Origin of the sequence: Streptomyces sp. NBC_01283 (genome assembly GCF_041435335.1) — a bacterium.
Lineage (GTDB): Bacteria > Actinomycetota > Actinomycetes > Streptomycetales > Streptomycetaceae > Streptomyces.
The window spans coordinates 2,057,369-2,071,230 of the sequence record NZ_CP108430.1; the positions used below are offsets into that span (position 1 = coordinate 2,057,369).

The 13,862-nt window shown below is 73.2% G+C and carries 12 protein-coding genes; 6 read left to right on the forward strand and 6 right to left on the reverse strand.

Annotation, left to right across the window (positions count from 1 at the left end):
• Positions 1-249 precede the first annotated feature (249 nt).
• From OG302_RS09330 to OG302_RS09355, 6 genes are all read left to right on the forward strand, one after another.
• Positions 250-1,350: an enolase C-terminal domain-like protein gene (locus OG302_RS09330; protein ID WP_371526337.1), complete on the forward strand. Its 1,101-nt coding sequence runs from the start codon at positions 250-252 to the stop codon at positions 1,348-1,350.
• Positions 1,351-1,378: 28 nt separating this feature from the next.
• Positions 1,379-1,951 carry a hypothetical protein gene (locus tag OG302_RS09335; RefSeq protein ID WP_371526338.1) on the forward strand — a complete coding sequence of 191 codons (573 nt, stop codon included), beginning with the start codon at positions 1,379-1,381 and terminating at the stop codon, positions 1,949-1,951.
• Positions 1,952-1,961: 10 nt separating this feature from the next.
• Positions 1,962-2,315, forward strand: coding sequence for a VOC family protein (locus tag OG302_RS09340; protein ID WP_361830247.1), 354 nt, complete (start codon positions 1,962-1,964; stop codon positions 2,313-2,315).
• 91 nt (positions 2,316-2,406) lie between these two features.
• The gene (locus OG302_RS09345) at positions 2,407-3,051 is read left to right on the forward strand and encodes a GntR family transcriptional regulator (RefSeq protein WP_371750069.1); all 645 of its coding nucleotides are present in this window, start codon (positions 2,407-2,409) and stop codon (positions 3,049-3,051) included.
• Positions 3,052-3,232: 181 nt separating this feature from the next.
• A complete protein-coding gene (locus tag OG302_RS09350; protein WP_371526339.1) occupies positions 3,233-4,510 on the forward strand; it encodes an amidohydrolase family protein in 1,278 nt (425 codons plus the stop codon).
• Between the two features lie 74 nt (positions 4,511-4,584).
• Positions 4,585-5,880, forward strand: a complete 1,296-nt coding sequence (locus OG302_RS09355) for an amidohydrolase family protein (RefSeq protein ID WP_371526340.1) — start codon at positions 4,585-4,587, stop codon at positions 5,878-5,880.
• A 45-nt stretch (positions 5,881-5,925) separates the two neighbouring features.
• Here OG302_RS09355 and OG302_RS09360 read toward each other — a convergent pair whose 3' ends face one another.
• From OG302_RS09360 to OG302_RS09385, 6 genes are all read right to left on the reverse strand, one after another.
• Entirely contained in the window at positions 5,926-7,905 is a 1,980-nt protein-coding gene (locus tag OG302_RS09360; protein ID WP_371526341.1) for a DUF5107 domain-containing protein, read from the reverse strand.
• A 40-nt stretch (positions 7,906-7,945) separates the two neighbouring features.
• Positions 7,946-8,527 carry a GNAT family N-acetyltransferase gene (locus OG302_RS09365; RefSeq protein ID WP_371526342.1) on the reverse strand — a complete coding sequence of 194 codons (582 nt, stop codon included), beginning with the start codon at positions 8,525-8,527 and terminating at the stop codon, positions 7,946-7,948.
• A 32-nt stretch (positions 8,528-8,559) separates the two neighbouring features.
• Positions 8,560-8,805 (reverse strand): hypothetical protein, encoded by a 246-nt coding sequence (locus OG302_RS09370; protein WP_371526343.1) that lies wholly within the window; start codon positions 8,803-8,805, stop codon positions 8,560-8,562.
• Positions 8,806-8,946: 141 nt separating this feature from the next.
• On the reverse strand, positions 8,947-10,749 hold the full coding sequence (locus tag OG302_RS09375) for a CocE/NonD family hydrolase (protein ID WP_371526344.1): 1,803 nt from the start codon (positions 10,747-10,749) through the stop codon (positions 8,947-8,949).
• Positions 10,750-10,929: 180 nt separating this feature from the next.
• Positions 10,930-11,853, reverse strand: coding sequence for an LD-carboxypeptidase (locus OG302_RS09380; protein ID WP_371526345.1), 924 nt, complete (start codon positions 11,851-11,853; stop codon positions 10,930-10,932).
• Positions 11,850-13,835 carry an LpqB family beta-propeller domain-containing protein gene (locus OG302_RS09385; RefSeq protein ID WP_371750070.1) on the reverse strand — a complete coding sequence of 662 codons (1,986 nt, stop codon included), beginning with the start codon at positions 13,833-13,835 and terminating at the stop codon, positions 11,850-11,852. Before OG302_RS09385 ends, OG302_RS09380 begins: the two co-directional genes overlap by 4 nt.
• Positions 13,836-13,862 lie beyond the last annotated feature (27 nt).

The following is a 13,862-nucleotide window of genomic DNA, read 5'->3' on the forward strand; positions in this document are numbered from 1 at the left end:
CTTCCGGTTCCGGCGGCTCCGCCGGTAGCGCCGGCCGTCGGTTCCTGGCGTGCGTGACCTCCCGGCGGCCCGGGGACGCGGGACCTCCCGGGTCCCCCCTGCCCACCGCCGTCAAACGCCGCCGGAATGCGGGCCGGGACCTGCGCGGGCGCCGTTTGACCGCCGGTCCGGGGGTTACTCGTACGACGACGCGCCGGCGGTTTCGCCCCTGCTGTCCCCCACCCCCGCACGTGATCCAGGACGGTCCCGATGAAGGACTCAGTGCCCATCGAAAGCCCTGCCATGTCCGCCTACACGGTCCCCGCGGACGCCCCCGAGGCGGACGGCACCTTCGCGTGGGAGACCACGACCATCGTGATCGTCGAGATCACGGCGGGCGACGCGACGGGCACGGGCTGGACCTACGGTCCCGCGTCCACCGTCTCCCTGCTCGCCGAGCAGCTCGCCCCCGCCGTCACCGGCCTCGACGCGCTGGACATCCCCGCGGCGCACGCGGCGATGACGAAGGCGGTCCGCAACACCGGCCGCCCCGGCGCCGCTTCGTGCGCCGTATCGGCGGTCGACATCGCCCTGTGGGACCTGAAGGCACGCCTCCTGGAGGTCCCGCTCGTCCGCCTCCTGGGCGCCGCCCGCGACGAGGTGCCCGTCTACGGGAGCGGGGGCTTCACGACCTACCACGACACACATCTGGCGGCCCAGCTGAACGGCTGGGTGCACGGCCAGCGCATACCCCGCGTCAAGATCAAGGTCGGCGAGGCCTGGGGGCGGGCCGCGGCCCGTGACGTGCTGCGAGTGCGCACCGCGCGTGACGTCATCGGCTCGCAGGCGGAGCTGTACGTCGACGCGAGCGGCGCCTACACCCGCAAGCAGGCCGTCCGGGTGGGCCGGGTGCTCGCCGAGCACGGCGTGGGCTGGTTCGAGGAGCCGGTGCCTTCGGACGACCTGCGGGGCCTCGCCCTGGTGCGGGACGCGCTGGTCTGCGACGTGGCGGCGGGCGCGTACGGCTACGACCTGTCGTACTTCGCGCGGATGATCCCCGCCGTGGACTGCCTCCAGCTGGACGCGACGCGCTGCGGCGGGCTGACCGAGTGGCTGCGGGCCGCCGCCCTCGCGCAGGCGCACGGCATCGAGGTGTCGGCCCGCTGCGCCCCGCACGCGCATGCCGCGGTCGCCGCGTGCGTGCCGAACCTGCGGCACATCGAGTGGCTGCACGACCATGTGCGGATCGAGTCGATGTTCTTCGACGGGGCCCTCGACCCGACGGGCGGCACCGTCCGCCCCGACGGCGGCGTCGGCCACGGCCTGGAGCTGCGGCGCACCGAGGAGGTCGAGGAATACCGGGTCGCGTGAGGGCACCCGGGCCTGCCACGCTCACCGCATGCGAAGGACAGAGGCACTGCTCATCGGGGGCCGTTCCGGGGCCGGCAAGTCCTCGGTCGGCCTTGAGGTCGCGGCGCTGCTGAGGGCGGCCGACGTGGGGCACGCGTACATCGAGGGCGACGTCCTGGACGCGGTCCATCCGGCACCGGAGGGCGACCCGCACCGCTGCGGGATCACCGAACGCAATCTCGCGGCGCTCTGGGCGAACTACACGGACCTCGGCTGCCGTCGCCTCGTCTACACGAACACGGCGAGTGTCCTCGGGAGCGAGGAGCGGCTCTTCACCGCCGCCCTGCGCGGCCCGCGCATCATCCGCGTCCTCCTCACCGCGTCGGACGCCACCGTCGAGGAGCGACTGACCGCGCGCGAACGGGGCTCGGAGCTCGAACAGCAGCTACGCCGCAGCGCGTTGATGGCCCGGCGGCTGGAGGAGCACGCGGCCGACGGCACGCTCCGCGTGGCGACGGACGGGCGGCGGGTTCAGGACATCGCGGCCGATGTGGTGGCCGCCACGGGGTGGCACTCCCGGAAGTCACCCGAAACGATCACGTATCGCGGCCGGGCCAACTAGGCTCGCCCGTATGGAGATCCTGGGAGCCACGCTGCGTATCTGCGTCGAGGACCTGGAGTCCTCGGTCGCCTTCTACGAACGTCTCGCGGGCGGCACCGCCCAGCGCTTCGAGCGCGAGGGCGTGTCGGTCGCGGCGGTCGGCTGCTTCCTGTTGATGAGCGGGCCCGAGCGGGAGCTGGAAATCCTGCGGAAGGTCTCGGCGACGATCGCGGTACCGGACGTCGACGAGGCGTACGCCGTCCTGAACGCGTCCGGCGCCCGGGTCATCGCGGGCCCCCTGCCGACGCCGGTGGGCCGCAACCTCATCGCGGTGCACCCGGACGGCACGGTCTTCGAGTACGCGGACCGGCGCCCGGCGACCTGACCGGTCTGCCCGTATCCTCCACGGCAGGCAGGCCGAACGGAGGACGGTGCACGTGGCGGGCAGTACGGCGGACGGTACGGAACGGGTCTCGATGAGCGCCCAGGCGCGCGAGGCCGTCCGGCAGCGCATCGTGGACCGCCGCTATCCGCTGGGCTCGCGGCTGGTGGAGCGTGAGGTCGCCGAGGAGCTGCGGATGTCGCGGGTCCCCGTGCGGGAGGCGCTGCGCGCGCTGGTCACCGAGGGCCTGCTGGAACTCCTGCCGCACAGCGGGGTCCGGGTGCGCCGCCTGGAACGTTCCGATGTGCGGCACCTCTACGAGGTGTGGGAGCCGCTCGCGGTCCAGGCGTCCCGGCTCGCGGCGCGCCGGGTGGCGCGGAGCGCGCCGGACGAGCCACCGGAACTCGCCGCGCTGCGGGCCACGCTCCACCAGGCCGAGCAGGCGTCGGACGTGGACGACGGGCCGCGCGAGGTCGCCGCGCACACGGCCTTCCACGAGGGCATCGTGACCCTCTCCGGCAATGCCCTCCTGGCCCGCACGATGGAGCAGCTGAGCTGGCAGCTCCAGCTCCTGTTCGGCATGCGCGCCGAGCCGGACCACATGCGGGCCCAGCATGACCTGATCTACCGCCAGATCGCTTCGGGCGACGAGGAGACGGCGGCGGCGAGCACGCTCCTGCACGTGCGGGACAGCCAGGCGGTGGCGCTGCGGTCGCTCTTCGAGGAGAGCGAGGCCTGAGAGCGAGGCTTGAGAGCGGCGACCGAAGCTTCTGTATACCAATCATCTCCTCGCTTGCCACGCTTCTAGTCACTCACTGGACAATTCATCAGATTCAGCCCTCGACTCCTTGCGGGCCACTCCAGCTTGGTATACAAACTGGCGGACGCGTTCCCTCCGTAACCCGTCCTGGAGCAGCCCCATGTGCGTCGAGAACACCCCTCCGCCCTCCTCACGGCTCACCCGGCGTGGCGTCCTCGCCGGTGCCGCGGCGCTCGCCGGGACCACGGCCGTCGTTGCCGCGTCCGCGCCCCCGGCGAACGCCGCGGGCGGGCGCGAGGGGCGGCCGACCGGCGGTGATCTGGTCATCGAGGGCGGCACGCTCCTCGACCCCTCGACCGGCGAGGTCACCGAGGACGCGGTGGTCGTCATCGTGGACGGTGTCGTCCGCTCGGCGGGCAGGCGCGGGCGGGCGGACGTGCCCGCGGGGGCCGAGGTGCTCGACGCGCACGGCAGCTGGATCCTGCCCGGTCTCGTCGACGCGCACATCCACCTCAACACCGCGGCCGAGGCACGCGACGCGGTGCTGCGCGGGGCCACCAGCGCCCGCAGCGGCTCGACCAACTTCTTCCAGGACATCGCCGTACGGGAGCTGGCACGCCAGGCGCCGGAGCAGGCACCCCGGCTGCGTGCCGCCGGTGTCTTCGTCACGCCCGACCTGGGCGACACGGTTCTCGCCGACCCGGAGCTGACCCCGCTGGCCAGGCTCCGTGACGGCGTACGCTCGCCCGAGGCGCTGCGCCGCGTCGTCCAGGTCAACCTCGCCCGTGGCGCGGACGTCATCAAGACCCGGGTCAACGAGCGGGCGGGGCTGCCCGAGCAGGACCCGCTGGCCCAGGTGTACGACCGCGAGCAGCTGTCCGCCGTGGTCGCGGCGGCCCGGCGCGGCGGCAAGGGCGTGCTCTGCCACAGCTACAGCGAGAAGGGCTGCGACGACGCGGTCATGGCGGGCATCCGCTCGCTGGAGCACGGTGCGTTCGTCGGCGAGCGCACGCTGCACGAGATGCGGCGCAGGGGCACGTATTTCACGCCTACCCTGACCGCGATCGCCGGGCTCGTCGACTCCTCCGACCCCGTGCTCGCCGAGCGTGGCCGCCAGTACCTGCCGGTCCTGAAGCGGGCCGTGCTCGCCGCGCACGAGCTGGGGGTTCCGCTGGCCGCGGGCACGGACTCCTCCGGCGGGAAGATCAAGCCCATCGGCCGCGAGGTGGAGCTGATGCGGGCGGCCGGGCTCTCCGCGCTCGACGCGATCCGCACGGCCACCACCGGCGCCGCGAAGCTGCTCGGCCTGGAGCGCACGGCGGGCCGCCTCGCGCGCGGTTTCGCCGGTGACGTGCTCCTCGTGGACGGCGACCCGCTCTCCGACGTGACGGTCCTCAAGAAGCCCGTACGCGTGGTGCGTTCGGGCATCGCGCTCTGAACTCCCCCGAGTCGCCCGACTCCCCCGCCCCTCCCCGCAGTCACCCGCGCACCTCACCCCTCAAGGAGACCCCCATGACGCCTCTCTCCCGCCGCGGCGTGATCGGCGCCGCAGCCGCCCTCGCCGGCACCGGAGCCGCCCTTTCGGCCGCCGTACCGGCCGCCGCCGCTCCCCGCGGCAACGGCAAGCACCCCAAGGCCGTCGTGTTCCGCAACGTCCGCCCCTTCGGTGTGAAGACCCCCGTGGACCTGACGGTGGTCGACGGGAAGATCACGGACGACCGGGCGCCCAAGGGCGCCACGGTGATCGACGGCGGCGGCCGGGTCGCCCTGCCCTCGCTCGTGGACGCCCACATCCACCCGGACAAGACGACGTGGGGCAGCCCCTGGCTGACGCGGAAACCGGCGAGCGGCATCGCCGACTACTGCGCCCAGGACGTGGAGGTGTTCAAGAGCCAGCCCCGCCCGGTCGGCGAGCGCGCGTACGGCCTGATGGCGCACGCCGTGACACGCGGCACCCGCGCGATGCGCGCCCACGTGGACGTGGCCCCGGCCTACGACCTGGCCGGTGTCGAGGGCGTGAACGCGGCCCGCGAGCGGCTGCGGGACGCGCTCGACGTGCAGATCGTGGCGTTCCCGCAGCACGGCGTGATCCGGACCCCCGGCACGGCGGAGCTCCTGGAGGAAGCGGCCCGCTCCGGCGCGATCGACCTGGTCGGCGGCATCGACCCGATCAGCTTCGACCACGCGATGGACGAACAGCTCGACCTGGTCTTCGGTCTCGCGGACCGCCACGGGGTCGGCGTGGACATCCACCTCCACGACCGCGACGAGAAGGGCACGGAGGTCCTGCGGGCCATCATCGACCGCACCCGCGCGCTGTCGCTGCGCGGCAAGGTCACGGTCAGCCACGTCTTCTGCCTGCCGAACCTGTCCGACACCGACCTGGGCAGGATGGCCGCCGACCTGGGCGAGCAGGACATCTCCCTGACGACGGTCGCGCCGAACGAGTCCCTCGTCCTGCCGATCGCGAAGCTGCGCGAGCACGGGGTGCGGGTCGGGCTCGGCTCGGACGGGGTGCGCGACTCGTGGAGCCCGTTCGGCAACGCCGACATGCTGCACCGCGCGCACATACTCGGCTGGGTCACCGACGTCCGCCTCGACGACGAACTGGCCGACTGCTACCGCGTGGGCGCGCACGGCGGCGCCGACGTGCTGGGCCTGGACCACGCGGACCTGAAGCCCGGCGCCCCGGCCGACTTCATCCTCGCGCGCGGCGAGAACGTCCAGCAGGTCCTGGTGGACATGCCGCAGCGGGACATGGTGGTGCACGGCGGTCGCGTCGTGGCCAGGAACGGCGAGCTGGCGTAACCGATCTCCCGGGAGGGGCGGCTGCCCCGCCTCTCCCGGGTACCTTCACTCCTCCGACGCGGCCCGCATCCGGTAGTCGTACCGGGCGGGCAGCTCTTCGTCGGTCGCCGCGCGCCACAGCTCGCCGAGGACCTCGGCGCCCTCGCGCAGGTCGGCCACCTCGAAGCCCTCGTCGAAGACCGCCTTCGCGGCGGCCTTCTCCCCCTCCGCCAGCAGCAGTTGCACCTCGATGAGGCGGAAGCGGCCTTCCGCCCGCGTGGACGCGGGCAGCCGGTCCCACACACCGCGTGCCGCCGCACGGCGTCCGGCCGCGAGCAGGACGCCTATCGCCTCCCTGCCGAGGGCGGCACTCGCCGACGTCCACAGGACGCCGTCGTCGCGCCGCTCCTGGCACAGGTCGTCGAAGGCTTCCGCGTACCGGTCGGCGGCGCGCTCGATGTGGCCCGAGTCCTGGTCGGCGACGGCGAGGCACCGCAGGAACGGCCAGCGCGACGGGGCGAGTTCGAGGCCGCGCTCCCAGCTGCGCACCGCCTGCGCCAGGTCGCCCGCGTGCCACTGCGCCACACCCAGGTGATACTCGGCGACCGGACGCGCGGGTGCCGTCTCCAGCATGTCCCGCCAGTGCGGGGCGACCAGGGTCGGCCCGGGAGGCGCCACCCGGCGCGGCTCGGGAACGGCCCCGGAGTGCAACAGCTCCAGCCACGGCTCCTGTTCGGGGCCCAGCGTGGACTCGGCGAACGGCGTGCCCGGCAACTTGTACCCCGCGCGCAGGACTTCGAGCGCACCCCATCCGGACCCGGCGGCGAGGACCTCGCCCGGCTCGGTGTCCGCGCACCGCCGCCACGCGTCGTACGCCTCCTCCACCGCACCGCGCGGCAGCGCGTCCGCGAGCCGCGCCCGCGCCTCCTCGCGCGCGGCCCGCCAGTCGGAGCCGTGCACGAGTCCGGGCTCCGCGGACAGCGGTCCGTACGACTCCAGCCAGGTGAACTCGCCCTCGGTGTCCAGGCGTACGTGCTCCAGCTGGGTGCGCGCGAGGCCGGCCTGGATCTCCGCGTACCCTCCGGTGCCCGGCTCCGTCAGCCACTCCTGCCAGCGCCGCCCGCCCGTGCCGGAGCCCCACACGAAGAGCTTGCGACCGCGCAGCAGGTCGGTCGACGTCTGGACGAGGCCGTGTCCGTCGTCGTCGAGCGCGGCGATCCAGCGGCGCGTCCGGTCCGGTACGTCGTAGAAATAGTCGGCGGCGTACTCGCTGCGCGTCGGATACGTCCGGTCCACCCCGTCGGTCTCCGGCACCGGCACCTTGCGCAGAGCGCCCGAGTAGCCGAAGTGCCAGGCCTCGTCGGCCGGGGCGAGGACCCGGCGCTCCTCGGGCACCGCGATGTTGGACCACCAGTAGACCGGCACCGCCCGCTCGTGCGGATTGCGGATCCGCACGCCGACATGGAGGAAGTCGGAGTCCTCGGGCAGCCACAGGTCCACCTGGAACGGCACGTCCCGCAGCCGCTCCCACTCCCAGAGCCGCAGCATCTCGCCGCCGTCGGGCGCCGTCACCCGCGCGGCGTGCAGCGGCGCGCAGGACAGGGGCGTATGGCCGGTGGCGCCGATGTTCCACTCGATGCCGCCGGAGAACCAGGCGCCGTTCAGCGCGAAAGCGGCGGGCTGCAACACGGGGTTGCGGTAGAGGAGTTCGCGTCCGGTCGGCTTGTGGAAGAGGGAGTGGACACGGCCGCCGAAGCCGGGCAGGACGGTGGCGCGCAGCCGGTCGTTCTCGATGACCAGTGTGTCGATCGCCGTGTCGGTCCGCTCGCGCCCGTACCCGTCGAGCACCCGCGTCGGCAGGACACCGCGCAGCGGCTCGTACCCGAGCTGCCGCGCCATGTCGCGCGGCAGCCCCTCTCTGCCGCGCTCGTCCAGCGTGTGCACCTCACGGAGCGGCCGCAGCGGAGGCAGCGGGTTCTCGGGGCCCAACGGGGCGGCGGGCAGCGTCAGTACGTCACGTCGCACGGTGGTCGTCACGATCACCATGGAACACGGTCGGAGCCGTCCCGACCAGGGGCTATCCCGGTCAGGATTGTGCAAAGGGGTCCGTGTGCCGGGTCATCTCCGCGGTCAGCGCCCAGCGTTGGTGGTCGCGCCACGCCCCGCCGATGTGGAGGAAGTCCGGCGAGAAGCCTTCGAGGCGGAACCCGCGGCCCCGGGCGAGCGCGATCGACGCGGTGTTGCCGGGCTGGACGTTGATCTCCAGGCGGTGCAGGTCCAGTGTGTCGAAGGCGTACCGCGTGACGAGTGCGAGTGCCTCGCTCATCAGACCGCGGCCCGCCGCGTGCGCGAAGGCGCCGTACCCCAGTGCCCCGCACCGGAAGGCGCCCTCGACGATGTTGTTGACGTTGATGAATCCGGCGATGGCGCCGCCGGGAGCGTCCTCCCGGCCCCGCTCGCAGACCAGGAACCCGGTCTTGCCGTGGCCCGCGATGAGCCCGCCCGCGTAGGCGGCGTACGCCTCGTCCGTCGTGGGCGGGAACAGCCAGGGGCGGTGCAGCTCCCGGCTCTCGCGGGCGCGTGCGGTGAACTCGGGGCCGTCGGCGTAGGTGTAGGGACGTATGCCTACGCGGGGTCCCTCGGCGAGATGAGCGGTGCTGCGGTGCATCCGGCCACGCTAACCGCCCGGGTCCGGGGCCCTCACTTGCGCCGTCGCATGAAGTACGCCCCGCACAGCGCGCCGATCAGGCCGGTGCCGAGGAGTGCCACCCACAGCGGCATCGTCACCTCGGGGATCAGGAGCCTGATCTTGGTGTGGCGGGTGTTCTCGAAGATGAAGACCAGGGTGAGGACGGCGACCACGAAGACGGCGATCCTGCCGGGCGTCATGACGCCACCGGCGCCCGAGCCGCCCTTGGAGCCGCCCGTGGAGCTGCTGGGACTCATACGTGGACCTTCCGTCGGAGCTTCGACCGGCCTCCCCCGGTGACCAGCATGGACAGCTGGGCCGGGATCGCGCGCGGTGGGTGCCCCGCCGGGGTGGGGGTGTGGGCCGTACGGGTGAGCCCCGGCCCCACGGGCGGGTGGTCAGCGGACGACGGGCAGCTCGATCACCCCGGTGTCCTCGGGCGCGCTGGTCACGGTCACCGGCTTCACTCCCCTGTTGCCCCCGTACGCGTCGTCGCTCGCCGCCACCACGAACCGCAGCTTGTGCCCCGCCGCGTACCGGTGCACGATCCCGGGCAGCGACACGGTGAACGGCTTGGTCACGTCCGGCACGCGCACGGGCGCCACGAGGCGGTGCACGAGCGTCTTCCTGCCGTCGGGCGCGATGTCGTACAGCTTGGCGAAGAGGACCAGCTTGTCGGCCGCGTCGCCGGAGTCCTGCACCCGCTCGGTCCGGGGCGAGATGACCTTGAGGGTGGCCTTCGCGGATCCCACCACGTCCACGGGGGCGGCCAGCGGCTCGGTCGTCCAGTCGAGGTAGGTGCCCTTGGTGTCGCGCGGCGCGGGATCGGGCAGGCCGATCAGGCCCGCGAGGGAGCTCTCGGAGTGGCTGGTGGGGATGGACCAGTTGCGGTACTCGCGGCTGCCGCGCGCGACCTGCTCGCGGTGGTCGACGAGCTTGCCGTCGCCTGACAGGTACAGCTTGCGGTTCAGGGCGGGCACCTCGGCCGCGGTCGCGTAGGAGCCGTTCGGTGCGCTGTCGGCCGGGACCCAGTCCCGGTGGTAGGCGAAGGCGGGTCCGGTGTCGACGCCCTTCTTCTGGTGGAGGTAGCGGTCGAACCACGACAGGACGCGCTTGCCTACGTAGCTGGTCTCCAGATTGCCCTGGGAGAGGTTGAGTTCACCTGATGCCGCGTCGGTGAGGCCGCCGCTGTGCCCCGCCGACTGCCAGATCATCTTCGTCGTGGTGCCCTGCTCCTTGAGCGTCTTGTACGTCGCCTGCGCCTCGTTGAGGTTGAAGAGGCTGTCGACCTGGCCCTGGATCAGCAGCGTGGGTGCCTTGACCCGGGAGAGGTACGAGACGGGCGAGACGCTGCGGGCGTACTTCTGGAGGGCCTCGGTCTTGTCGGCGGGGTAGCGGCCCGAGTTGAGCGTACGGATCGTCTCGCAGGCCTTGGTGGCGAAGTGCAGGCAGGTGAGGGAGTTGACGCGGGAGGGGTCCAGGCTCGGTTCGAGGAGCGGCTGGCCCTCGCCGATGAGGTAGAAGCCGTTCATCCACTGCCACTTGGAGGCGCCCGGGACGCTGCGGTCGGACGCGTTGTTCGGGTCGAGCGAGTAGCTGAGGTCGTTCCAGGTGATCATCGGCACGAGGGCGTCGACCCGGTGGTCCACGGCGGCCGTCGCCAGCTGGATCGCCCCGCCGTAGGAACCGCCGATCATGCCGACGCGCGGGTCGGCCGTGCCGTCCTTGGTGACGTAGTCGACCTTTGTGCCGTCGTCGGCCGCGCGCTTGCCCGCGAGGAAGTCGACGAGGCCGGAGGCCGCCCTGCCGTCGATGTCCGGGTCGTCGAGGGAGATCAGGCAGCCGGACTTGCCGAAGCCGAGCCCGGAGTAGACGAGCCCGACGTAGCCGCGCTCGGCGAAGGCCTTGCCGGTGGCAGCCGTCCCGCCGTCCGACTTGCTGCCGCCGAAGCCGTTGGTGGTGAGGACGGCGGGCGCCGGGTGGGAGGCGTCCACTCCGGCGGGGCGGTAGAGGTCGGCGTCGACGGTGCAGCTCCTGCCGCCCGCCTGGACCGTGAACTTCAGTGGGGTGACCGTGAATGGGCCGGTCGCGCTCGCGGGCGCGGGCGCCGCCAGTGCCAGCGGCGCGGCCAGCGCGGCGCCGACGGCGAGGGCGAGCGGCGCACGGGTGCGGGCACGACGGGGTGCGGTACGACGGGGCACGAGACCTCCACGCTGAGGACAAGCCAACTACCAACCGGTCAGTAACCGGCCAGGGGTCATGCTGTGACACGTGTCAGGCGAAGGTCAACGCCCGTGACAGGAGTTCCCGGCAGGAATTGACGGAGATTCAGTGCGGAAGTGCGCCGCGCACGGCGGCGCCGGTCGCACGCCCTCGCCCCCTCACGCCAGCGCGGGCACGTCCAGGGTCAACGTCCCGGCGTCCGCGTCCAGTTCACCCTCCACCCCGAACGGCACCGTCAGCGCCCCGTCGCAGTGCCCGAAGCCGAACTCCTCGACGACCGGCACCCCGAGCCCGCCGAGCCGGTCCAGGAGCAGCGCCCGCACGGTGTCGTACGGATCGCACTGGGCCCACGAGCCGAGCAGGACCCCGCGCACCCCCTCCAGCCAGCCCGCACGGAGGAGTTGGGTGAGGTAGCGGTCGATGCGGTACGCCTCCTCGCCCACGTCCTCCAGGCAGAGCAGCCCGCCACGCGCCGACGTGCGCACCTCGGGGGCTCCGAGGTCCGCGGCGAGCAGGGAGAGGCAGCCGCCGAGCGTGACGCCCCGGACGCGGCCGGGCACGAGCGCGGTGCCGCCCGAGGCGATCACCTGGACCTCCTCGGGCGCGAAGAGCATGGCCCTCAAGTGCTCCTGCGCACGGCTGTTCTTGAGGAAGTCCATGGCCGCGATCATCGGCCCGTGCAGGGTCGCGAGGCCCATCCGCGCGGCGAACGCCTCGTGCAGCGTGGTGATGTCGCTGTAGCCGACGAACACCTTGGGGCCCGCCGCCCGCATCGCCGCCCAGTCGAGCGACTCCACCATGCGCATCGCGCCGTAGCCGCCGCGCGCGCAGAGCACCGCGGAGACGGACGGGTCGCACCAGGCCTCCTGGAGGTCACGGGCGCGGTCGGCGTCCGTACCCGCGAGGTAGTCGAACCGCTCGTGGCGGTCCAGGACATGAGGGGCGACGACCGGGTCCAGGTCCCAGCCGCGCAGGATGTCGAGGCCCGCCTGGAGCCGTTCCTCCGGGATGGGTCCGCTGGGCGCGACGACGGCGACCCGCGCGCCGGGAGTGAGCCGCGCGGGGCGCGTCAGGGGTATCACTTGGAGAGCTCCAAGGTGGGCGCGGCGCCGGCCAGCTTGAGCCGGAACACCTGGGCGTACAGGGCGAGTTCCGCCTCCAGGGCGCGGATCAGGGTGTCCGCGCGGCGGAATCCGTGCCCCTCGCCCTCGAAGGCGATGTAGGCGTGCGGCACGCCGCGCCCCTCCAGTTCGGAGACGAACCGCTCGGCCTGTTCGGGCGGACAGATCACGTCGTCGAGCCCCTGGAGCAGCAGGAAGGGCACGCTGACCCGGTCGGCGTGCTCCGCGGGGGAACGCTCCACGTACCGCGTGGGCACCTCGTCGAACGGTCCGATCATCGAGTCCAGGTACCGCGACTCGAAGTCGTGGGTCCCGCCGGCCGCCCATTCCGTGAGGTCCAGGACGGGGTAGATGATCGTGCCGCAGGCGTACACGTCCGTCGTGGTCAGCGAGGCGGCAGAGGTCCAGCCGCCCGCGCTGCCGCCGCGGATCGCGAGCCGGCCGCGGTCGGCGGTGCCCTCGTCGGCCAGGGCCAGGGCGACGGCCGCGCAGTCCTCGACGTCCACGATGCCCCACTGCTCGCGCAGCCGGTTGCGGTAGGCGCGGCCGTACCCGGTCGAGCCGCCGTAGTTGACCTCGGCGACGCCGATGCCGCGCGAGGTGAAGTAGGCGATCTCCAGGTCCAGCACGAGCGGGGAGCGGCTGGTGGGCCCGCCGTGCACCCACACCACGTACGGCGGGAGTTCCTCGTCGGGAGCCACGCAGGCCGGGTGGTGCGGGGGGTAGACGTGCGCGTGGACCTCGCGGCCCGCCGGGCCGCTGAAGGTGCGGATGCGCGGCTCGGGGTAGTACGCGGTGTCCACCGGGTCGTCGTGGGCGGCGCCGATGACGCGGGCGCGGCCGGTGCTCGTGTCCAGCTCCACGACCTCGTACGCGCTGCGGGGGCTCGCCGCGACGCCGACGGCGCGGGTGCCGTTCACCGCGACGGTCGCCGTCCACTCCGTCCAGGGGCCCGCCGCGTCGACGACTTCGCCGGTCTCCGGGTCGAGCACGCCGAGCGCCGTGGCGCCCTTGCCGTGCACGACGGCGACGAGGCCGCTGTCCAGGGGCGCGAACCAGCCGGAGCCGACCTGCCACAGGGGGCCGCCGAACTCCTCCTCGCGCGGACAGACCGGTATGCCGTCGCCGCCGTCGGAGGCGTCACCGCGGTAGAGGTTCCACCACCCCGTGCGGTCGCTGGCGAACAGCAGCCGCCCGTCGGGGGCCCACTCCACCTGCGCGACGGACTCCTCCGGGCCGCCCGCGAACACCCGCGGCGAGCAGAACGTGCCGTCCGCGCGGACGTCGGCGACCAGCAGCTCGGTGCCGTCCCACGGCATCCGGGGGTGGTCCCAGGCGATCCACGCCACGCGGGCGCCGTCCGGTGAGAGCCGGGGCCCGGTGATGAACCGGTGCCGGTCGTCGGAGAGTTCGCGCACCGCGGCGCGGTCGCCGGCCGCCGAGCCGTCCAGCGGCACGGCGACGGCGACCCTGCGCACGTCGGTCGGCCCCTCCCCGGTGAACTCCTCCAGGACGCACCAGACCTCGCCCCGGCCCAGGTGCACGCACGGGTCGATGTACCGCAGGCCGCCGCCCACGTCGGAGAGCGGCGTCAGCGGGCGCGGCGCGACCGCGGGGGCGTCGGGCGCGAACGCGTACAGGCGCTGGTCCGCGAAGTTGGCGAACACGACCAGCGGCCCGTCGGGGCCCTCGGCCCCGGCCCACGAACGTCCCCCGTACTCCATGACCCGGCTGCGCACGTTCCACGGCTCGGGCAGCACGGACTCCTCCGTGCCGTCCCGGCGCCGCCGCACCAGGGCGCGCCTGCCGCCTTCGGCCGGCCTCGGCTCGGTCCACCACGCCTCGTCCCCGACGAAGCCCACGGTGGCCGGGGAGCCGTCGTGGGCGGCGGCGAGCGCCGCGTCGATGGGCGACGGCCATGATCCGTAAGCCTGGGTCTCCATCATGTCCTTCTCTTCCCCCATGATCGG